Annotated in this window: 14 protein-coding genes; 12 read left to right on the top strand and 2 right to left on the bottom strand. The window is 66.7% G+C overall.

All coding sequences use genetic code 11. The features are described from left to right. The first annotated feature begins 14 nt into the window (after positions 1-14). From treZ to J5M73_RS22155, 12 genes are all read left to right on the top strand, one after another. Positions 15-1,811: a malto-oligosyltrehalose trehalohydrolase gene (gene treZ, locus J5M73_RS22210; protein ID WP_102863452.1), complete on the top strand. Its 1,797-nt coding sequence runs from the start codon at positions 15-17 to the stop codon at positions 1,809-1,811. After that, positions 1,808-3,889: a 4-alpha-glucanotransferase gene (malQ, locus tag J5M73_RS22205; protein WP_207816130.1), complete on the top strand. Its 2,082-nt coding sequence runs from the start codon at positions 1,808-1,810 to the stop codon at positions 3,887-3,889. Before treZ ends, malQ begins: the two co-directional genes overlap by 4 nt. Next, positions 3,886-6,672 carry a malto-oligosyltrehalose synthase gene (locus J5M73_RS22200; RefSeq protein ID WP_207816128.1) on the top strand — a complete coding sequence of 929 codons (2,787 nt, stop codon included), beginning with the start codon at positions 3,886-3,888 and terminating at the stop codon, positions 6,670-6,672. The genes malQ and J5M73_RS22200 overlap by 4 nt, the downstream gene beginning before the upstream one ends. 21 nt (positions 6,673-6,693) lie before the next feature. Beyond that, positions 6,694-6,993, top strand: coding sequence for a DUF2934 domain-containing protein (locus J5M73_RS22195; RefSeq protein ID WP_102863449.1), 300 nt, complete (start codon positions 6,694-6,696; stop codon positions 6,991-6,993). 115 nt (positions 6,994-7,108) lie between these two features. Continuing rightward, the gene (gene glgX, locus J5M73_RS22190) at positions 7,109-9,268 is read left to right on the top strand and encodes a glycogen debranching protein GlgX (RefSeq protein WP_207816126.1); all 2,160 of its coding nucleotides are present in this window, start codon (positions 7,109-7,111) and stop codon (positions 9,266-9,268) included. Between the two features lies 1 nt (position 9,269). Continuing rightward, positions 9,270-10,283 carry an acyl-CoA dehydrogenase family protein gene (locus J5M73_RS22185; protein WP_207816183.1) on the top strand — a complete coding sequence of 338 codons (1,014 nt, stop codon included), beginning with the start codon at positions 9,270-9,272 and terminating at the stop codon, positions 10,281-10,283. Beyond that, positions 10,280-11,038: a PIG-L family deacetylase gene (locus tag J5M73_RS22180; protein WP_207816124.1), complete on the top strand. Its 759-nt coding sequence runs from the start codon at positions 10,280-10,282 to the stop codon at positions 11,036-11,038. Before J5M73_RS22185 ends, J5M73_RS22180 begins: the two co-directional genes overlap by 4 nt. Further along, positions 11,035-11,634 (top strand): class I SAM-dependent methyltransferase, encoded by a 600-nt coding sequence (locus J5M73_RS22175; RefSeq protein WP_115580133.1) that lies wholly within the window; start codon positions 11,035-11,037, stop codon positions 11,632-11,634. The genes J5M73_RS22180 and J5M73_RS22175 overlap by 4 nt, the downstream gene beginning before the upstream one ends. Beyond that, positions 11,631-12,284 (top strand): glycosyltransferase, encoded by a 654-nt coding sequence (locus J5M73_RS22170; RefSeq protein ID WP_207165927.1) that lies wholly within the window; start codon positions 11,631-11,633, stop codon positions 12,282-12,284. The genes J5M73_RS22175 and J5M73_RS22170 overlap by 4 nt, the downstream gene beginning before the upstream one ends. A gap of 291 nt (positions 12,285-12,575) precedes the next feature. Then, on the top strand, positions 12,576-13,334 hold the full coding sequence (locus J5M73_RS22165) for a PIG-L family deacetylase (RefSeq protein WP_102863443.1): 759 nt from the start codon (positions 12,576-12,578) through the stop codon (positions 13,332-13,334). A gap of 84 nt (positions 13,335-13,418) precedes the next feature. Further along, positions 13,419-14,237, top strand: a complete 819-nt coding sequence (locus J5M73_RS22160; RefSeq protein ID WP_207816123.1) for an endonuclease/exonuclease/phosphatase family protein — start codon at positions 13,419-13,421, stop codon at positions 14,235-14,237. Positions 14,238-14,639: 402 nt separating this feature from the next. Continuing rightward, positions 14,640-15,617 carry an autotransporter outer membrane beta-barrel domain-containing protein gene (locus tag J5M73_RS22155; protein ID WP_207816122.1) on the top strand — a complete coding sequence of 326 codons (978 nt, stop codon included), beginning with the start codon at positions 14,640-14,642 and terminating at the stop codon, positions 15,615-15,617. Positions 15,618-15,674: 57 nt separating this feature from the next. Here J5M73_RS22155 and glgB read toward each other — a convergent pair whose 3' ends face one another. Together glgB and treS are read right to left on the bottom strand one after the other, a co-directional pair. Continuing rightward, complete coding sequence (gene glgB / locus J5M73_RS22150; RefSeq protein WP_102863440.1) at positions 15,675-17,909, bottom strand: 1,4-alpha-glucan branching protein GlgB; 2,235 nt, start codon at positions 17,907-17,909, stop codon at positions 15,675-15,677. Then, a complete protein-coding gene (gene treS, locus J5M73_RS22145) occupies positions 17,906-21,256 on the bottom strand; it encodes a maltose alpha-D-glucosyltransferase (RefSeq protein ID WP_207816120.1) in 3,351 nt (1,116 codons plus the stop codon). The genes glgB and treS overlap by 4 nt, the downstream gene beginning before the upstream one ends. Positions 21,257-21,320 lie beyond the last annotated feature (64 nt).

Raw genomic sequence — 21,320 nt, 5'->3', positions numbered from 1 at the left:
AGGGGCCTGGACCCATGCCATCAAGCACCCTGCACAGCTGGAGCCACGGCGCAGTGATGCTGGATAGCGAGCACACCCGGTTCGCCCTGTGGGCACCGGATGCCCGTGAGGTCAGCGTTGCACTGGCGGACGGCCGGTCATTGCCGATGCGGCCCGAGGCCGACGGCTGGTTCGTGATTCAGGCCCGCTGCCCGGCGGGCAGCCGCTACCGCTACACCATCGATCGACAGATCCAGGTGCCGGACCCGGCCTCCCGAGCCCAGGACGGCGATGTGCATGGCCCCAGCCTGGTGGTCGACCACAACGCCTACGCCTGGCAGCAGCCCCAGTGGCGTGGCCGGCCCTGGCACGAGGCGGTGATCTACGAACTGCATGTCGGGGTCATGGGCGGCTACCTGGCGGTGCAGCAGGCCCTGCCGGCCCTGGTGGACCTGGGGGTGACCGCCATCGAGCTGATGCCCCTGGCGGAGTTCCCCGGCGAGCGCAACTGGGGCTACGACGGCGTCCTGCCCTACGCCCCGGAAGCCTCCTACGGTGCTCCCGACGACCTCAAGGCCCTGATCGACGCCGCCCACGGCCTGGGCCTGGCGGTGATCCTCGACGTGGTCTACAACCACTTCGGCCCCGACGGCAACCACCTGCAGCGCTACGCCAAGGGCTTCTTCCGCGAGGATCTGCACACCCCCTGGGGCGCGGCCATCGACTTCCGCCGGCGGCAAGTACGCGACTTCTTCATCGACAACGCCCTGATGTGGCTGCTGGAGTACCGTTTCGACGGCCTGCGCCTGGACGCCGTGCACGCCATCGACGACCCGGACTTTCTCCATGAACTGGCCCAGCGGGTACGCCAGGCGGTGCCGGCGTCGCGCCAGGTGTGGCTCAACCTGGAAAACGAGTTCAACCAGGCCAGCCTGCTGCAGCAGGGTTTCGACGCCCAGTGGAACGACGACGGGCACAACGCCCTGCACGTGCTGCTCACCGGGGAGACCGACGCCTACTACGCCGACTTCGCCGACGACCCCACCGCGCAACTGGCCCGCTGCCTGAGCCAGGGCTTCGCCTTCCAGGGCCATGCCAACCGCCACGGCCAACCCCGGGGCGAACCCAGCGGCCACCTGCCCCCCAGCGCCTTTGTGCTGTTCCTGCAAAACCACGACCAGATCGGCAACCGGGCCTTTGGCGAGCGCCTCAACCAGCTGGCGCCGACCCAGGCGCTGCAGGCGGCCACGGTGTTGCTGCTGTTGTCACCGATGATCCCGCTGCTGTTCATGGGCGATGAAGTGGCGGCCCAGGAGCCGTTCCTGTTCTTCACCAGCCATCAGGGGGAACTGGCCGAAGCCGTGCGCCAGGGCCGGCGCAACGAGTTCGCCGCCTTCAGCGCCTTTGCCGACGCCGCCCAGCGCCAGCGCATCCCCGATCCCAACGCCCCCTCGACCTTCCAGGCATCACGGCCCCGACCCCAGTCGCAACAGGCCGAGACGACCCGCCAGCTGTACCGCAGCCTGCTGCGTATCCGCCACCGCGAACTGATCCCGCGCCTGCCCGGCGCCCAGGCCCTGGATACCCGGGTACTGGCCGAAGGCGCCCTGAGCGCACGCTGGCACCTGGGTGACGGCAGCCTGCTGCGCATCGACCTCAACCTCAGCCCACACCGGGTCGAACTGGAGCCCGAAGCAACAGCACAACTGTGGTTTGAACACCCACCGCGGGCCCTTGAACACTGGCAGCAGGGCTGGTTACCCGCCTTCAGCGCAGTGGTGCAACTGCACAGCGGGCCTTGCCCCACCGCCCCCCATGGAGAACGCCGATGAGCGATGCGCAACTGGAAATACTCGCCAGCCGCGCCGGCCTGGCAGTGGACTGGATCGACGCCAACGGCCGACCGCAGAAGGTTGAGGCCCGGGTGTTACGGGCCGTGCTGGCGGGCCTGGGCCACCCTGCCGACAGCGACCAGGAAATCGCCGACAGCCTGCAGCAGTTGCATCATCTGCAGCAAAGCCGGCACCTGCCACCGCTGCTGACCGCCGACGTCGGCCAGGGCCTGGACCTGGCCCGGTACTTCGCGCCCGGGACCCGCTGTGCCATCGAGCTGGAAAACGGCGCACCGCTGTCGTTGCAGCTCGATGAAAGGAGCGTGCTGCCAGGACAGATCCCGGTGGGTTACCACTCGGTGCGCATCGAGGAGGAACACTTCACCCTCGCAGTGGCCCCCGCACGCTGCTACAGCGTGGCCGACGCCGTGGGCCAGCCGACCCCGCGAGCCTGGGGCCTGAGCGTACAGCTGTATGCCCTGCGCCGCCCCGGTGACGGTGGATTCGGCGATACCCAGGCACTGGAAGAGCTGGCCCGGCAAGCCGCCGAGCGCGGCGCCGATGCCCTGGCCATCAGTCCGCTGCACGCCATGTTCAACAGCGATCCTGAGCGCTACAGCCCCTACTCGCCCTCCAGCCGGCTGTTTCTCAACAGCCTGTACGCCGCTCCCGGGGCCATTCTCGGCGACCGGGCCTGGCGCAGCGCCATCGAATCCTGTGGCCTTGGCCAGACCTTGCAAGCCCTGGAACAGCAACCACTGATCGACTGGCCCCAGGCGGCCCAGGCCAAGCAACAAGCACTGCGCGCCCTGTACGAAGGCTTCTGCCACGGCCAGCACCCCCTGCACGAGGACTTCGCCAGCTATCGCCGCAGCGCCGGCGAAGCCCTGGAAAACCACTGCCGGTTCGAGGCCATCCAGGCCGAGCGCGCCGCCCGCGGCGAAGACCTGGACTGGCGTCACTGGCCGCAACACTGGCGTAACCCGGCGAGCCCGGCCCTGGCCCGGTTCGCCGAGGAGCAGGCCCATGAGATCGGCTTCCATGCCTTCTGCCAGTGGCTGATCGCCCGCAGCCTGGAACGAGCCCAGAGCGCGGCCCACAGCAGCGGCATGGGCATCGGCCTGATCGCCGACCTGGCGGTGGGCGCCGACGGCGGTGGCAGCCAGGCCTGGAGCCGCCAGGAACAGTTGCTGGCGTCCCTGACCGTGGGTGCGCCACCGGACATCCTCAATCGCCAGGGCCAGGGCTGGGGCATCTGCGCCTTCTCTCCCGAAGGTTTGCAGCGCCATGGTTATCGCGCCTTCATCGAAATGCTCCGGGCCAACTTCGCCCATGCCGGCGGCTTGCGCATTGACCATGTGATGGGCTTGCAACGGCTCTGGGTGATCCCGTCGGGAGCGCCGCCCTGCGACGGTGCCTACCTGTACTACCCGGTGGACGATCTGCTGCGCCTGCTGACCCTCGAATCCCATCGGCACCAGGCCATTGTCCTCGGCGAGGACCTGGGGACGGTGCCCGACGGCCTGCGGGAAAAGCTCGCCGCCCGGGCCATGCTCGGCATGCGCGTGCTTTTGTTCGAACAGGACCACAACTGCCACTTCAAGCCGATCCTGGACTGGCCGGACAACGCCCTGGCCACCACCAGCACCCACGATCTGCCCACCCTCAACGGCTGGTGGCAGGGCCGCGACATCGACTGGAACCTGCGCCTGGGCATGGTGGATGAACAGGGCGCGCGGCAATGGCGCGAACACCGCCTGCGCGAGCGTGACGGCCTGCGCCAGGCCCTGGCCCAGGACCCACAGAACGTTCACCAAGAGGCCCACGAAGCCGACCAAGTGCTGGACGCCAGCGTGCGCTTTCTTGGTCATACCCGTGCGCCCCTGGTGCTGCTACCCCTGGAAGATGCCCTGGGCATCGATGAACAGGCCAACCTGCCCGGCACCCTCGACAGCCACCCCAACTGGCGCCGTCGCCTGGCCAGTGCCAGCCGGCGCCTGCTGGACGACAGCGATGCCGCGCGGCGCCTGGAACTGCTGGCCTGTGCCCGGCAACAAGCCCTAGAGCGTGACCGATGAACCTGCCGTCCCTGCCCTTGCTGCGGGCCAGCCTGCGCCTGCAGTTTCATCAAGGCTTCACCCTCGACGACGCCGTCCCCCTGGTGCCCTACTTCGCCCGCCTGGGCATCAGCCATCTCTATGCCTCCCCCCTGCTCCGGGCCCGGGCCGGCTCCCAGCACGGCTATGACGTGGTGGACCCGACCCAGATCAACCCGGAGTTGGGGGGCGAAGCGGCCCTGCGGCGCCTGGTGGCGGCCCTGCGTCAACAAGGGATGGGGCTGATCCTCGACATCGTGTCCAACCACATGGCCGTGGGCGGCAGCGACAACCCCTGGTGGCTGGACCTGCTGCAATGGGGGCGACTGAGCCCCTATGGCGAATTCTTCGATATCCAGTGGCACTCCGCGGACCCGCTGATGGAAGGTCAGTTGCTCCTGCCGTTCCTCGACAGCGACTATGGCGTGGCGCTGCAGGAAGGCCGCTTGAAGCTGCGCCTGGACGACGACCTGGGCGGCTTTCACGTACAGCACCACGAACATTGCTTTCCCATCTGCCCCTGGGACTACGCACCACTGCTGCGACTTGCGGAGCCGCTGGACGCCGAGTCCAGCGGCGCCCTGAAATCCCTGGCCGACGGTTTTGCGGCGTTGCGCTTCAACGGCGCCGCCCATGCCCAGGCCCGGCCCCTGCAACAGGCACTGGCACAGCAACTGCGCCAGCCGTCAGTGCGCCAGGCCATCGACGCCCACTTGCAAGGCTACGACTCGCGCCAGGCCGACGGCTTCACGCGATTGCATCAGTTGCTGGAACAACAGAGCTACCGTCTGGCCAGCTGGCGCACCGCGGCCGATGACATCAATTGGCGGCGTTTCTTCGACGTCAATGAACTGGGGGCCCTGCGGGTCGAACGCCCGGCCGTGTTCGAAGCCACCCACGCCAAGGTCTTCCAGCTGATCGAAGAAAACCTGGTGGATGGCCTGCGCATCGACCACATCGATGGCCTGGCCGATCCCCGGGGTTACTGCCGCAAGCTGCGGCGCCGGGTCGACCGCCTGCGTCCGGGCCAGCACCTGCCGATCTACGTCGAGAAGATCCTCGGTGCGGGCGAGACCCTGCATCGCGACTGGGGCGTGGACGGCAGCACCGGCTACGAATTCATGAACCAGCTGTCGCTGTTGCAACAGGCCCCCGCCGGCCAGGCGCTGCTGGCAGAGCTGTGGAGCCGGCACAGCCAGCGGTCGCCGCAGTTCGGCGAGGAAGCCCTGCAGGCACGCCAGCAGATCCTCAACGGTTCCCTGGCCGGTGACTTTGAAAACGTGGCCCAGGCGCTGCTGCAAGTGGCGCGGCTGGACCTGATGAGCCGCGACCTGACCCTGGGGGCCATCCGCCGGGCGCTGCAGGAGCTGATCGTGCACTTTCCGGTGTACCGCACCTACATCGGTGCCCAGGGCCGCGGCCCCCAGGACCAGCGGTTTTTCCAACAGGCCATGGCCGGCGCCCGAGGCCGCCTGAGCGAGATCGACTGGCCGGTACTCGATTGCCTGGAGCGCTGGCTCGGCGGCCAGGGCTGGCGCCGGCAACCACCGGGCCGGGCGCGCAAGCTGCTGCGCCACGCCTGCGTGCGCTTCCAGCAACTGACCTCGCCGGCCGCGGCCAAGGCCGTGGAGGACACCGCCTTCTACCGCTCGGCGGTGCTCCTGGCGCGCAATGACGTGGGCTTCAACAGCGAACAGTTCAGCGCGCCGATCTCGGCCTTCCACAGCGCTTGCCAGCAGCGCCTGGACAGCTTCCCCGACAACCTGCTGACCAGCGCCACCCATGACCACAAGCGTGGCGAAGACAGCCGCGCGCGCCTGGCCCTGCTCAGTGAGCGGGCCCCCTGGTATGCCTGCCAAGTGGCCAGCTGGCGGCTGTTGGCTGCCCCCTTGCACCAGCACCCCGACGTCCCTTCGGCAGGCGATGAACTGATCCTCTATCAAACCCTGCTGGGCAGTTGGCCCCTGGATTTGCGGGCCGAGGATCAGCCGGGCCTGGAGCGCTATGCCCGGCGCATCTGGCAATGGCAACTCAAGGCCCTGCGTGAAGCCAAGCTGCACAGCAGTTGGGCAGCCCCCAATCCTGATTACGAAGAGGGCGTTCAGGCGTTTGTCAGCGCCGTGCTGGTCTCGCCGCAAGGCCTGGCCCTGCGCCAGTCGCTTGCGGCGGCAGCCAACAGCATCGCCCCTGGCGGCGCCCTCAACAGCCTGGCGCAAACTTTGCTGCGCATGACCGTACCAGGGGTGCCGGACCTGTATCAGGGCAACGACTTCTGGGACTTCAGCCTGGTGGACCCGGACAACCGCCGACTGCCGGACTACCCGGCCCGGCAACGGGCCCTGGACAGCCCGCGCGATCCTCGGCAGTGGCTGGCCCAGTGGCGTGACGGACGCATCAAGCAGGGCCTGATCGCCCGCGTCCTGGGCCTGCGCGGTCAATACCCGGAGCTGTTCCAGCGCGGCAGCTACCAGCCTCTGACGGTGCTGGGGCAGGAAGCCGGCCGGGTGCTGGCGTTCATGCGTGAATACCAGGAACAACGAGCCGTGGTGATAGTGCCGATCCAGGTCGCCGGCCTGCTGGATGACAGTGCAATCCCCAAGGTGGATGCGCAGCGATGGGGCGATACCCGGGTGCAACTACCGTTCACCGCTTCGGGCCGCAACCTGAATGGACTTTTTTCAACCGGAGCAGTCACACCCCACAAGGAATTGCTGATCAGCGCCGTATTGCAAGACTTTCCACTCAACCTTTTGATTCAACATTGAGTTCAGTCCAGGAGCATTGCGATGAGTACCGACGACAAACGCATACGTGAATTCGCCTATCAGATCTGGGAGTCGGAAGGGAAACCGGAGGGCCACGAAGCCCGACACTGGGAAATGGCCCGCAAGCTCGCCGAGGCCGAGGCCCTGGCCCCGAGCCAGCCGCCCAAGGGCGCCAAGAGCAAATCTGCCGCCGCCAGTGCGCCCAGCAAGAGCGCCAGCAAACCCAAGGCCAAGTCGGCCGCCGCGGTGGTAGTGCCGCCGGGAGAGAAGCCTGCGGCGCCGAAGAAACCCCGGGCACCGCGCAAGCCGCCAGCCCACTGACGACACTCCCGCCTCTCTATCGCCCTGAACCGGTGGCGCGCCCGCACGCCACCCTGGATGGCTTCGCCCTGAAAAACCCACGGCCGGCCCCCTGATCCTTTTTGCAGGAGCAACCATGAGCAGATCCAAGCAGACTCCGCCGACTCCCGAGAACGAACCCTCGCGCATCCGTGAAGGCCTGCCCTTCCCTCTGGGCGCCACCTGGGATGGCCTGGGCGTCAACTTCGCGCTGTTCTCGGCCAATGCCACCAAGGTCGAACTGTGCCTGTTCGACGCCGCCGGCGACGTGGAGCTCGAACGTATCGAACTGCCCGAGTACACCGACGAAATCTTCCACGGCTACCTGCCCGACGCTCACCCCGGGCTGATCTACGGCTACCGGGTGCACGGCCCCTATGAGCCGGCCAACGGTCACCGTTTCAACCCCAACAAACTGTTGATCGACCCCTATGCCAAGCAGCTGGTGGGCCAATTGAAATGGTCCGAGGCGCTGTTCGGCTATACCATCGGCCATCCTGACGCCGACCTCAGCTTTGATGAACGGGACAGCGCGCCCTTCGTGCCCAAGTGCAAAGTCATCGACCCGGCCCACACCTGGGGCCACGACCATCGGGTCAGCGTGCCCTGGGACAAGACCATCCTCTACGAGACCCACGTGCGCGGCTTCACCATGACCCATCCCGCAGTGCCGGAACACCTGCGGGGGACCTTTGCCGGGCTGATGGTGGACGACGTGCTGGAGCACATCCGCAAGCTTGGCGTCTCGTCGGTGGAGCTGCTGCCGATCCATGCCTTCGTCAACGACCAGCACCTGCTGCACAAGGGCATGACCAACTACTGGGGCTACAACAGCATCGCCTTCTTCGCCCCCGACCCGCGCTACCTGGCCAGCGGCAAGATCGCCGAATTCAAGGAAATGGTCGCGCACCTGCACGAGGCCGGACTGGAGGTGCTGCTGGACGTGGTCTACAACCACACCGCCGAAGGCAACGAACAAGGCCCGACCCTGTCCATGCGCGGCATCGACAACGCCTCCTACTACCGCCTGATGCCCGACGACAAGCGCTTCTACATCAACGATTCCGGCACCGGCAACACCCTGGACCTGAGCCATCCCTGCGTACTGCAGATGGTCACCGACTCCCTGCGCTACTGGGCCACGGAAATGCACGTGGACGGTTTCCGCTTCGACCTGGCGACCATCCTCGGCCGCTACCACGATGGTTTCGACGAGCGCCACAGCTTCCTCGTGGCCTGCCGCCAGGACCCGGTGCTGCGCCAGGTGAAGCTGATCGCCGAACCCTGGGACTGCGGCCCCGGCGGCTATCAGGTGGGGCGCTTTCCGCCGGGCTGGGTGGAATGGAACGACCGTTTCCGCGACACCGTGCGGGCCTTCTGGAAAGGCGACGACGGCCAGTTGGCGGACTTCGCCGGGCGCATGACCGCCTCCGGCGAGATGTTCAACCAGCGCGGCCGGCGGCCCTATGCGTCGGTCAATTTCGTCACCGCCCACGACGGCTTCACCCTGCGCGACCTGGTGTCCTACAACGACAAGCACAACCAGGCCAACGACGAGAACAACCAGGACGGCAGCGACAACAACCTGTCCTGGAACCATGGCGTCGAAGGCCCCACCGACGACCCCGAGATCAACGCCCTGCGCCTGCGCCAGATGCGCAACTTCTTCGCCACCCTGCTGCTGGCCCAGGGCACGCCGATGCTGGTGGCCGGCGACGAATTCGCCCGCACCCAGCACGGCAACAACAACGCCTACTGCCAGGACAGCGAGATCGGCTGGATCAACTGGGAGCTGGATGCCGACGGCAAGGCGCTGCTCAAGTTCGTCAAGCGCCTGATCAAGCTGCGCCTGAACTACCCGATCCTGCGCCGCGGGCGTTTCCTGGTGGGCAGCTACAACGAGGACCTCGGGGTCAAGGACGTCACCTGGCTGGCCCCGGACGGCAACGAGATGAGCACCGAACAATGGCAAGACCCCCACGGCCGTTGCCTGGGCATGCTGCTGGACGGCCGCGCCCAGGAAACCGGCATCCGCCGCCCCGGGGCCGACGCCACGGTGCTGCTGGTGGTCAATGCCCATCACGACATCGTCAATTTCCGCCTGCCCGAGGTGCCGGCCGGCGAGTTCTGGAGCTGCATGCTCGACACCAACCAGCCGGCGGTGCGCGGCCAGGAGCGCTTCGCCTTCGGCCACAGCTACTCGGTGACCGGGCGTTCACTGCTGCTGTTCGAGTTGCAGCATGAGGAAGAAGACTGAAATGGACCTGCAAGCCTTCCTGCGCCATTACCCCGACCTGGGGCACGCCGATGCCCCGGCGCTGGGCCTGTGCCTGGAGGCTCTGGTGGCCGCCGGCCTGGATCGCCTGCCGCGGCCGGCGGGCGGTGCCACCCTGCAGCGTTGGCAGGCCCTGGCCCGGGTCGCCGGACATGACCTGGGCCTGTGCAAGCTCTACGAGGGACACACCGATGCCCTGGCGATCATGCAGGAGCTGGACTGCGTCGTCGCCCCCGGCACCACCTGGGGCACCTGGGCCGCCGAACCGCCCCGGGCCCGGGTTCAGGCCGACGCCGACGGCCCGCACTGCCGCTTGCGCGGGACCAAGGCCTGGTGCTCGGGAGCCGCGGTGCTCAGCCATGCCCTGCTCACCGCCTGGGACAGCGCTGGGCGCCAGCGCCTGGTGGCGGTGGCCCTGGACCAGCCCGGGGTGCAGGTCGAGCGCGGCGGCTGGCAGGCGGTGGGCATGGCCAATACCGATAGCCGGCAGGTGCGGTTCGACCAGGCACGGGGCCATTGGGTCGGCGGGCCGGACGACTACCTGCAGCGCCCGGGTTTCTGGCAGGGCGCCATGGGCATCGCCGCCTGCTGGCTGGGCGCGGCGCAGGCCATCGCCCTGCCGCTGCGCGAACACTGCGCCAAGCACGACGAGCCCCACGCCCAAGCGCATCTGGGGGCGGTGGACAGCGCCCTGCATCAGGCCGCCTGCGTCCTGCGCCACAGTGCCCGGCAGCTGGACCAGGCCCCCGACGCCGATTGCCAACTGCTGGCCCGGCGCACCCGGGCCGTGACCGAAGCCAGCGTCGACAGCCTGCTGCGGCATGTCGGTCGGGCCCTGGGCGCGGGCCCCTACTGCCTGGACCGGCACTTCGCCCGGCTGCTGGCCGACCTGCCGGTATTTATCCGCCAGAGCCATGCCGAACGCGACCTGGCCCAACTCGGCCAACAGCTGGCCGGCGAAGCCGCTGCGGCGGACCGGGGAGGATGGTGCCTGTGAAAGCCAATCCGATTGTCGGCCGCGGCACTTCACTGAAGGCCTGGCAGGCCTCCTCGCACCTGCGGGCGATGGCCTGCGTGGATATCCAGACCCTGGTTGCGCCCGGTTCGCGGGCGGTGATCGTGGCCCCGCACCCGGACGACGAAATCCTCGGCTGCGGCGGCCTCCTGCAATTGCTGGCGGCCGCGGGACGGGAACTGTTGCTGATTTCAGTCACCGATGGCAGCGCCAGCCATCCCGGCTCACCGCGCTGGCCCATCGAGCGCCTGAGCCTGGTGCGGCCCCAGGAGTCCGCCGAAGGCCTGCGCCGCCTGGACCTGCCACTGGCGCGGATCACATGGCTGCGCGGCGGCTTCCAGGACAGCCGCGTGGCCCGGGACGAAGCGGCCCTGGCGCGCTACATCCAGGCGCGCCTGCGGCCGGACGATGTGCTGTTCAGCACCTGGTGCGAGGACGGCCACTGCGACCACGAGGCCGTGGGCCGGGCCAGCGCCCTGGCCGCCCGGGCCGCGGGTGCGCGCCTCAGGGAGTTGCCCATCTGGGGCTGGCACTGGGCCGATCCCGAGGGCCGCCAGTTGCCCTGGGAGCGCGCCCGCAAGGTGCTGCTCAGCCCCGCCCAGGTGGTACGCAAGCGTCACGCCATCCAGGCCTTCGCCAGCCAGCTGGAGGGCGACCCGGACATTGGCCTGGCACCGGTGCTGGCGCCACACATCATCGAGCGCCTGCTGCAACCCTTCGAGGTGGTATTCCTATGAGCGTCGACAGTCACTATTTCGAAGGGCTGTTCGCCCGGGACCAGGACCCCTGGGCCTTTCGCCGACGCTGGTACGAACAGCGCAAGCGCGCCATCACCCTGGCCAGCCTGCCGCGGCGCCATTACCGGAGCATTTTCGAACCCGGATGCGCCAACGGCGAACTCAGCGCCGAACTGGCGACCCGCTGCGACAGCCTGCTGTGCTGCGACACCGCACAGACTGCGGTCGGCCTGGCCCGGCAACGCCTGCGCTCGATGCCCCAGGCCCGGGTGGAATGCGCGCGCCTGCCCGAGGACTGGCCCGACGGCCCCTTCGAGCTGATTGTCATCAGCGAGCTTGGCTACTACCTGGACCCCGGCGATCTGGCGCGCCTGGTGACTCGGGCCCTGGGCTCCCTGGCCGCCGACGGTCAGTTGCTGGCCTGTCATTGGCGTCCGCCCATCGCCGGCTGTCCCCTGGAGGGCGGGCAAGTGCATGCAATGCTCCACCGGCAGTTGCAGCTGCCACGCCTGCTGGAACATCAGGACGCGGATTTTCTCCTCGACCTCTGGGGTCGCGACGCGGATTCGGTCGCGACCCTGGAGGGCCTGCGATGATTGGTGTGGTGATTCCCGCCCATAACGAAGAGCAACTGCTGGCCGACTGCCTGCAATGCGCCCTGACAGCCGCCAGCCACCCCGACCTGAAGGAGGACGTGCTGATCCTGGTGGTGCTCGACAGCTGTTCCGACCGCTCCCTGAGCATCGCCCGCCAGTACCCCGTGCAGCACCTGCAATTGCAGGTGCGCAATGTCGGACGGGCGCGCGCCGCCGGCGCGCAATGGCTGCTGCAGGCCGGGGCACGCTGGCTGTCGTGCACCGACGCCGACAGCCGGGTGCCCGCGGACTGGCTGGTGGCCCAGCTGGCCCAGGGCACCGACGCCGTCTGCGGCACGGTCACCGTCGACTGCTGGAGCGAAGGCTTCGCGCCCCAGGCCCAGGCCCGCTACCACGATGCCTACCAGAGCGCCGATGAGCATCGGCATGTTCATGGCGCCAACCTGGGCATCAGCGCCGCGGCCTATGTTCGCGCCGGCGGTTTCGAAGCCCTGGCGTGTCACGAGGACGTGCAACTGGTGCGACAGCTGCAGCGCAGCGGCGCCAGCATCGCCTGGAGCCGGCACCCGCAGGTGATTACCAGCGGGCGCCTGGACAGCCGGGCCCGGGGCGGCTTTGGCGATTACCTGCAAAGCCTGGTCGAACCTTGAAGGGCGAGGAAGTTGCGCACGACTTTCGTCTTGTGGCCTCCCCCGGGGAGCAATTGCCGTCTACCCTGTGACAGGGTTCGTAATGCTCGAACAAAGCTTGGGCCGCCCCTACGTGGACGGTTCCAGGCTGTGTATGATGAGCCCCGCATCGCGGCGCCCCAAAGGGATGGAGCGCCGGTACTTCACGCTGAGGCGGATGCCAGAATCAGCGTACGTGCAAACCCAGGGTCGCCACTGAACGGATGTTCAGGCCTCATTGCCGTGACCCGGAAAACAGGGATGTGACACCTCATGAAAGCCATAACCGCAATAGACAACAGCTGGCCCAGCCAGATCTGGAACGGCGCCCGCCACCTGGCCGACGTTCCCCCCATCAACCTCGGCAATCTGGTTCCCCCCGGCTCTCGGGCCGTGATCATCGCCCCTCACCCCGGCGATGAAGTGGTAGCCAGCGGCGGCCTGCTGCAAGTGCTGGCCCACCATGGCCACCCCCTGCAACTGATCTCCATCAGCGACGGCAGCGCCAGTCACCCAGGCTCCGAACTGTGGCCCAAGCGCCGCCTCAGCGTGTTCCGGCCCCAGGAAAGCGCCGAGGCCCTGCGCCGCCTGGGGCTGCCCCTGCACAGCCTGAAGTGGATTCGTGGTGGCTTTGCCGACAGTGCCCTGAGCGAGCGCGAACAGCAATTGGCGCCATTCATCAGCCGTTACCTGCGCGACAGCGATGTGGTGTTCAGCACCTGGCGCGGCGACGGCAACCTCGATCACGAAGCCGTGGGCCGGGCCGCGGCCAAGGCGGCCGGCCAGGTGGGCGCACGCTTCTACGAGATTCCGATCTGGGCCTGGCACTGGTCCTCGCGCGAGGAGCACCAGATTCCCTGGCAGCGGGCACGCAAGCTGCGCCTGGACACCTGGACCGTGGCCCGCAAGCGCCACGCGGCCCACGCCTACGCCAGCCAGCTGCAGGGCGAACCGGAAATCGGCCTGGAACCGTCGCTGTCGCCGATTCTGCTGGAGCGCCTGCGCCTGCCCTACGAAATCATCCTGATGTAGGCCGGGCCCGGGCGGAAAATAACCTGAACGCGAGTGCCGGCCATCAGTCCCATGAGAAACCGTCACTGATTCACAGGAGTGAGCGTGAGCAGCGAGTCCACCCGCCAGCCCCAGCCGGGAAGCATCCAGCGTCTGCAGATCCTGACCGTCAACACCCACAAGGGTTTCACCGCCCTCAACCGACGCTTCATTCTCCCGGAGCTGCGCGAAGCGGTACGCAGCACCCAGGCCGACCTGGTGTTTCTCCAGGAAGTGCTGGGCGAGCATGAACGCCATGCGTCGCGCCTGGACAACTGGCCGCAGCAATCGCAGTACGAGTTTCTCGCCGACAGCATGTGGAGCGATTACGCCTACGGCCGCAATGCGGTGTACCCCGACGGTCATCACGGCAACGCCCTGTTGTCCAAGTACCCGATCCGCCAGTACCGCAATCTGGATGTCTCCATCACCGGCCCTGAGCGCCGCGGCTTGCTGCACTGCGTCCTGGATGTACCCGGATATGCCGAGGTCCACGCCATCTGCGTGCACCTCAGCCTGTTGGAAAGCCACCGGCAACTGCAGCTGGCACTGCTCTGCCAACTGCTCGAATCCCTGCCCGAGGAGGCACCGGTGATCATTGCCGGCGACTTCAACGACTGGCAGATGCACGGCAATGTCGCCCTGGGCCGGCGCGACGACCTGCACGAAGCCTTCGAACGCCATCACGGCCGCCCGGCCAAGACCTACCCCGCGCGCTGGCCCTTGCTGCGCCTGGACCGGGTCTACCTGCGCAATGCCAGCAGCCACCGGCCACAGATCCTCGGCAACAAGCCCTGGACCCACCTCTCCGATCACCTGCCCCTGGCGGTGGAGGTGCAACTGCCGCCCGTGACCGCACCGCGAGCATCGAGCGATGAACGCTAAAACCGCGATCGTCCCGGCTCACGGATTGCGGGGCGGTGCCGCCCAGTGGCAGCAGGTCTGGTCGACCTGCTGAACCCTGGCGACGAGCAGATCCACGCGCTGGAGTCGCCCCTGATCCCCCCGCCCGCCGCACATCCCTGGCATTCGGACAAAGTGCCATTTTTCAGTGATTTGGCCGCCCAAAAATAACCCTTCCGTTTGTCAGTCATTTTCTTGACGAGCCCCCTGCTCTCTCCTTAGCTACCAATGACCACCCCTGGAAAAAGTAACCGGGAAAAGGCCGAAAACACCTGCTGCAGAGCGGGTCGGCGGACTTTACCCGATTGAATCCGGCTGCCTCTCGAACGGGGGTGGGAGAGGCGCCCCAACGAGATAAAGCATGCATTTGCAAGGTAGACCTCCATGAATACCTCACTCACCTCAAGCCCTCTGCCATTCGCCTTGTGCAGCCTGTACACATCCTTGCTGTTGTGCTCCATGGAGGTCGCGGCGTCCCCGGGGGAGGACACCGACAACACCGGATACCCCCCAACCCTGAGCAGCCTGCCGATCAGCGCCTCCCCCCTGGGCAGCCCGCGCCCGAGCGACTTCGCGGTTCTGGACCGGCCCGGACTGCCGACGCACCTTGAAGTCGGCTACCTGGCGCTGCCCGGCGCTGGCGGCGAACCGCGCAAAGGCCCCCTGCTCTACAGCATCCAGAACAACGGCACCACCCAACAGATCGGCCTGCTGAGTACCCCCAACACCTACACCCTCACCCAAGGCGGCGCCCCGAGCACCGTCAACGACCCACGCAATGCCGGGCTCAGCGTCCAGGGACAAGGCCTGGGCGCCTTCTGGCGCCTGCAGGGTGCCGAGGGCTGGCACCTGGACATGTCCGCCAGCGGCGGCCGGGTCAGCGGTTTCAGTCGCAATGAGCAGGGCCGGGGCATGACCACCGAAGGCAACGCCATGACCTTTTCCGTGCAGGGCGGCGTAGCCATAGGCCTGAGCGACAACTGGGTGATCGAACCCCAGGCCCAGGTGATCAACCAACGCATTCGCCTGGACGGTGGCAATAGCAGTAACGACCTCAACGCCTGGAGCGGCCGGGTCGGCGCGCGCCTGCAAGGGCGCTATGACGTCCATGGCCTGCCCCTGGAACCCTATGTGCGCACCAATCTCTGGCATACGGTCTACAGCGGCGAGACCCTGAGCCTGGACCAGGTGGACAAGATCAGCAGCAGCCGCAAATCCTCCACCGTAGAGGTTGGCCTGGGGCTGGTGGCCAGGGTCACCCCCGCCGTGAGCCTGTACGTCAGTGCCGACTACAGCAGCGATGTGGATGACAACGACCTCAACGGCCTGATCGGCAGCCTGGGCGTGCGCATGCGTTGGTGATGCGCCCCTGAAGGTGCCGGTAATGGCCTGATGTTGACCATTACCGGCCACCCGCGGCTATAGGCTGTCGGGGCGCAGGATCAACACCGCCAGGGGCGGCAGGTTGAGCACCAGGGACAGGGCCTGGCCATGGCTGCCCTGTTCTTCACTGAAGGCTTCGCCGCCATTGCCATAGTTGGAACCGGCATAGAGTTGCGAATCGCTGTTGAGCAGCTCGCTCCAGCGTCCCGCCAGCGGCACGCCGACGCGGTAGGCCTGGCGCGGTACCGGGGTGAAGTTGGCCACCACCAGCAAGGGCTCGCCGGTTTTGCTCCAGCGCAACCAGGCATAGACGCTGTTGATCGCATCGTCGCCGATCAGCCACTGGAAACCCTGGGGCACGTCGTCCTGGTCATGCAACGCCGGGTACTGGCGATACAGCCGGTTGAGGTCGCCCACCAATTGCTGCACGCCCCGGTGCTCCGGGTACTGCAGCAGGTACCAGTCCAGTTGCTGGTCGTGGTTCCACTCACGCCACTGGCCGAACTCGCAGCCCATGAACAGCAGTTTCTTGCCCGGATGGGCCCACATGAAGCTCAGGTACGCCCGCAGGTTGGCGAACTTCTGCCAACGATCGCCCGGCATCTTGTCGATCAGCGAATGCTTGCCGTGCACCACCTCATCATGGGAGATCGGCAGGATGAAACGCTCGGACCAGGCGTACACCAGGCCGAAGCTCAGTTCGTTGTGGTGATGGGCGCGGTACACCGGGTCCTGCTGGATGTAATGCAGGGAGTCGTGCATCCAGCCCATGTTCCATTTGTAGGCAAAGCCCAGGCCGCCCTGGTCGGTGCGCTGGCTGACCCCGGGCCAGGCGGTGGATTCCTCGGCGATCACCAGGGCGCCCGGCGCTTCCAGGGCCACCACATCGTTGAGGTGGCGCAGAAAGTCGATGGCTTCGAGGTTCTCGCGGCCGCCGTGGCGGTTCGGCACCCATTCACCGGCCTTGCGCGAATAGTCGCGATAGAGCATCGAGGCCACCGCATCCACCCGCAGACCGTCGACATGGAAATGCTTGAGCCAGTGCAGCGCCGAGGCCAGCATGAAACCGTGCACTTCCGTGCGCCCGAGGTTGTAGATCAGGGTATCCCAGTCCTGGTGAAAGCCTTCCAGGGGGTTGCCGTACTCATAGAGCGCGGTGCCGTCGAACTGGGCCAAGCCATGGGTATCGGTGGGAAAGTGCGCCGGCACCCAGTCGAGGATCACGCCGATATCCGCCTGGTGGCAGGCGTCGACAAAAGCGGCGAAATCCTGGGGCGAGCCATAGCGGGCACTGGGGGCGAACTGTGACAGCGGTTGATACCCCCAGGAGCCGCCGAAGGGGTGTTCCATGATCGGCATCAGCTCGATATGGGTGAAGCCCAGGTCCTTGACGTAGGGGATCAGGCGTTCGGCCAGCTCGGCCCAGCGGTACTGGCGGGCCACCTCCCCCAGGTCATCCACTTCGCACTGCCAGGAGCCGGCGTGCAACTCGTAGATGGACAAGGGCGCATCGGTTCGCTGATGTTCGCCCCTGGCCTGCATCCATGCCTGGTCCTGCCAGTGGAATTGCAAGGGCTCGGCGACCCTGGACGCGGTGTCCGGCGGCAACTGGGTGGCCAGGGCCATGGGGTCGGCCTTGAGCGGCAGGATGCCCTGGGGCCCGAGAATCTCGTACTTGTAGGCCTCTCCAGGTTGCAGGCGCGGAACGAACAGTTCCCAGACCCCGGAGGGATGCCGCAGGCGCATGGGGTGGCGCCGCCCGTCCCAGATATTGAAGTCCCCCACCACCGAGACCCGCCGGGCGTTGGGCGCCCAGACCGCAAAGCGCACGCCCTGGACGCCGTCCACGGTGGTCGGTTGCGCCCCCAGGCAGGAGCCGAGGTCACGATGATTGCCTTCGGCGAACAGATACAGATCCATCTCCCCCAGCAACGGGCCGAAGCTGTAGGGGTCTTCACTGACCTGCTCGCCACCGGCCCACTGCACCCGCAGCAGATAGGGCCGGCTCTGGCTGAAATGCCCGGCAAACAGCCCGGGCACTTCGGCGGCGTGGAGGCTGCCGAGCACTTGCTGCTGCTCCCGGTCCAGCACCTGCACGCTCAGGGCGCCAGGCAGATAGGCCCGGATGAATTGCCCGCCGGCACCGTCTCCGTGGGGCCCGAGCACAGCGAACGGATCAGGATGCTCGGCCCGCACCAGTGCATCGATGACCTCGGCTGACGGGAGCAATGCCGGTTGGTTCTTTCCCTGTTCCTTGTTCGAGACACTCATGACTGCTCTCCATCACGCTCAAGATCGGAAAAGGGTTCCAGTTCACGCAACAGCCCCACCAGGCCGTGCAAGGGCACAGGCAGCCAGGTGGGCCGGTTTTCCGCTTCATAGGCCAGCTCATAGGCGGCCTTCTCCAGACTGAACAGGGCCAGTGCGGCATCCGCAGCCGCCGGGTCCTGCCACTCATGGGCAAGACTAGCCGTCGCCAGCCGATACGCCTGGACAAAGGCTTGCCGCGCCTCCTGCAGATAACGACGGACCACCCGTTGCCGGGCCTGCTCGGCCATCTGCGGGCCCTCCACCGCTGGCGTCTCCAGGGCCATGGCGGCAGCGTAGTCGAAGGAGCGCAACACCCCGCTGACATCCTTGTATGGGCTGTGCTTGCCCCGACGCTCTGCCAGAGGCCGCGCCGGCTCACCCTCGAAGTCGATCAGGTAGGCATCGCCCTTGACCACCAGCACCTGCCCCAGATGCAGGTCACCATGCACCCGGATCCGCAGCCCACCCACCAACTGCCTGGCCAGTTGCTGGATGTGACCGAGGATTTTCGTCTTGTGCTGCAACAATCGGCTCACCCGTTTCTGGTCGCCGGGGCTCAGCTCGCCCTGACGCTGCTGGAGCAACTGCAACCCCCGTTCCACTTGTGCCGCCACCTGACGATTCCAGGCCTGGGTGTCCTTGAGGGTGCTCACTTGTGGTGCAAAGTCCGGGGGGCTGTCGGGGGCCGCCAGCAACAGGTGCATTTCTCCCAGGCGCTGCCCCAGCAGGCCGGCGAAATCCTCAAGCTCCCCCAGGGCGTTGTAGTGTTGTTCCTGCTCGGACATGGCCTGCGCCCACTCATCGCGGATGGCCCGCTCCAGGTTGTTCTGGGTCCATTCCCAGGCATCCCCCTGATTGCTCAGGTAGCCCTGGGCGATCATCAGCAGATGATCCTCGCCCTGCTCATCGCGGCGCACCACCGAGCCCAGCAAGGGCGAGATATGGCGGAATCCGGCGGCAGTGAGGAAGGCGCCCATTTCCAGTTCCGGGTGAATGCCTGCTTCCACTCTGCGAATCAGCTTGAGCACCAGACTGCCCCCCACCACCACCGAGCTGTTGGACTGTTGCGCCGAGAGGTAGCGCACCTCGGAGTCAGCGCTGAGCCCCGACTCGGCCAGTAACCCGGTGCCGTCGAATCGGATCTGCCCGGCAGCGCTGTCCAGCCGGGTCTGCGCCTGCAGGGCCAGCAGCACGTTGCGCACGAAACTGTCCAGGGCGAAAGCATCGGTGATCAGCCCGACCTGGCGTCCGCGCCGCACCCGGGCCATGGCCAGTTGCTGAGGCAAGGCGCTGCCGAGCGGCTCTTCCCCGAGCAGGCCGAAGGGCAGTTGATAGCGCTGGCGCTGCCCATCGCTGGTGACCTCGATCTCGCTGAGCAGCACGGGATGCTGGGGATCGCCAAAACCTACACCGTAGGCGATCTGTGCCTGCTCGATGGCGCTGTCCTTGCCAGCGAACCAGCGGCGCTTGGGCAGCCAGTGGGGCAAGACGCTGTGCTCCAGCGTGGTGCGCGATGGCGCTTCGAGCAATTCTTCGAGGCGTTTTTTCAGCACCAGGGTGGTGAAGTCCGGCAGGCTCTGGGCCGGTTCCACATGCCAGCTGGGCATCTGGTTTTCTGCCGCCAGAACGAACCAGTAGAAACCGTAAGGCGCCAGGGTCAGGAGGAAATGCATCTGGCCGATAGGGGGAAAGGCATTTCCGCCGAGCATCTCCACCGGCACCATGCCGGCGAAGGCCGACAGGTCCAGTTCCGCCGCCTGGGCACTGCGCGAGACGTTGGCCACGCAGAGGATGATTTCCTGCTTGCCGTCAGGCCCCGTGTATTCCCGGGTATAGGCCAGAATCCGCCGGTTGCTCGGCGACAGCATCTTCAGCGTGCCCCGGCCAAAGGCCTTGGACTGCTTGCGCACCGCCAGCATGCGCCGGGTCCAGTTGAGCAACGAGTGGGGATCGCCGGACTGGGTCTCGACGTTGACCGACTGATAGCCATACAGCGGGTCCATGATCGGCGGCAGCACCAGGCTCGCCGGGTCGGCGCGGGAAAAGCCGCCATTGCGGTCGATGGACCACTGCATCGGCGTGCGCACGCCGTCGCGGTCCCCCAGGTAGATGTTGTCGCCCATGCCGATCTCGTCGCCGTAATACAGGGTCGGGGTGCCGGGCATCGACAGCAGCAGGCTGTTGAGCAGTTCGATGCGCCGCCGATCGCGTTCCATCAGCGGTGCCAGGCGCCGGCGAATCCCCAGGTTGATCCGCGCCCGGCGGTCGGCGGCGTAGTAGTTCCACAGGTAGTCGCGCTCCTTGTCGGTGACCATTTCCAGGGTCAGCTCATCGTGGTTGCGCAGAAAGATCGCCCACTGGCAGTGGGCCGGAATCTCCGGGGTCTGGCGCAGGATATCGGTAATGGGGAAGCGGTCTTCCTGGGCCAGGGCCATGTACATGCGCGGCATGAGTGGAAAGTGGAACGCCATGTGGCATTCGTCGCCGTCGTCGCCATTGGTTGATTGGCCAAAGTACAGCTGGGTGTCCTCCGGCCACTGGTTGGCCTCGGCCAGGAGCATGCGGTCCGGGTAGTGGGCGTCGATCTCGGCGCGGATCTGCTTGAGCACCTCGTGGGTCTCGGGCAGGTTCTCGTTGTGGGTGCCATCGCGCTCGATCAGGTAGGGAATGGCGTCCAGGCGCAGGCCGTCGATGCCCATGTCCAGCCAGTAGCGCATCACCGAGAGCACCGCCTTCATCACCTGGGGATTGTCGAAATTGAGGTCCGGCTGGTGGGAATAGAAGCGGTGCCAGAAGTACTGCCCGGCCACCGGGTCCCAGGTCCAGTTGGACGTTTCGGTATCCAGGAAGATGATCCGCGTGCCGGCGTATTTCTGCTCGTCGTCGGACCACACATAGAAATTGCGCGCCGCCGAGCCCGGTTTGGCCTTGCGCGCCCGCTGGAACCAGGGGTGCTGGTCCGAGGTGTGATTGATCACCAGCTCGGTGATCACCCGCAGCTCGCGCTTGTGGGCCTCGGCGATAAAGCGCCGGACGTCGGCCAGGGTGCCGTAGTCGGGGCTGACCCCGCGGTACTCGGCGATGTCGTAGCCGTCATCACGGCGTGGCGAGGGGTAGAACGGCAATAGCCAGAGGGTGTTGACCCCCAGTTCCTTGATGTAGTCGAGCTTGGCGATCAACCCGGGAAAGTCGCCGATCCCATCGTTATTGGAATCGAAATAGGACTTCACATGCACCTGGTAGATCACCGCGTCCTTGTACCAGAACGGGTCCTTGATAAAGGTCGCTGAGCGGGGTTTCTTGGCCATGTCGGTCTCCTGAAAAAATGAATTCGCAGCCGCCACACAGCACGCCCTTGGTTGGGGTTGGCTG

Origin of the sequence: Pseudomonas sp. 50_B (assembly GCF_017491625.1) — a bacterium.
GTDB lineage: Bacteria > Pseudomonadota > Gammaproteobacteria > Pseudomonadales > Pseudomonadaceae > Aquipseudomonas > Aquipseudomonas danubii.
This window is presented reverse-complemented; position numbering and strand designations above follow the sequence as displayed.

Excerpts from the sequence above, each read along its gene's own strand:
- J5M73_RS22195 (WP_102863449.1), top strand. The coding sequence starts at position 6,694 with ATGAGTACCGACGACAAACGCATACGTGAATTCGCCTATCAGATCTGG.
- J5M73_RS22155 (WP_207816122.1), top strand. The coding sequence starts at position 14,640 with ATGAATACCTCACTCACCTCAAGCCCTCTGCCATTCGCCTTGTGCAGC.
- malQ (WP_207816130.1), top strand. The coding sequence starts at position 1,808 with ATGAGCGATGCGCAACTGGAAATACTCGCCAGCCGCGCCGGCCTGGCA.
- glgX (WP_207816126.1), top strand. The coding sequence starts at position 7,109 with ATGAGCAGATCCAAGCAGACTCCGCCGACTCCCGAGAACGAACCCTCG.
- treZ (WP_102863452.1), top strand. The coding sequence starts at position 15 with ATGCCATCAAGCACCCTGCACAGCTGGAGCCACGGCGCAGTGATGCTG.
- J5M73_RS22175 (WP_115580133.1), top strand. The coding sequence starts at position 11,035 with ATGAGCGTCGACAGTCACTATTTCGAAGGGCTGTTCGCCCGGGACCAG.
- glgB (WP_102863440.1), bottom strand. The coding sequence starts at position 17,909 with ATGAGTGTCTCGAACAAGGAACAGGGAAAGAACCAACCGGCATTGCTC.
- treS (WP_207816120.1), bottom strand. The coding sequence starts at position 21,256 with ATGGCCAAGAAACCCCGCTCAGCGACCTTTATCAAGGACCCGTTCTGG.
- J5M73_RS22200 (WP_207816128.1), top strand. The coding sequence starts at position 3,886 with ATGAACCTGCCGTCCCTGCCCTTGCTGCGGGCCAGCCTGCGCCTGCAG.
- J5M73_RS22165 (WP_102863443.1), top strand. The coding sequence starts at position 12,576 with ATGAAAGCCATAACCGCAATAGACAACAGCTGGCCCAGCCAGATCTGG.
- J5M73_RS22170 (WP_207165927.1), top strand. The coding sequence starts at position 11,631 with ATGATTGGTGTGGTGATTCCCGCCCATAACGAAGAGCAACTGCTGGCC.
- J5M73_RS22185 (WP_207816183.1), top strand. The coding sequence starts at position 9,270 with ATGGACCTGCAAGCCTTCCTGCGCCATTACCCCGACCTGGGGCACGCC.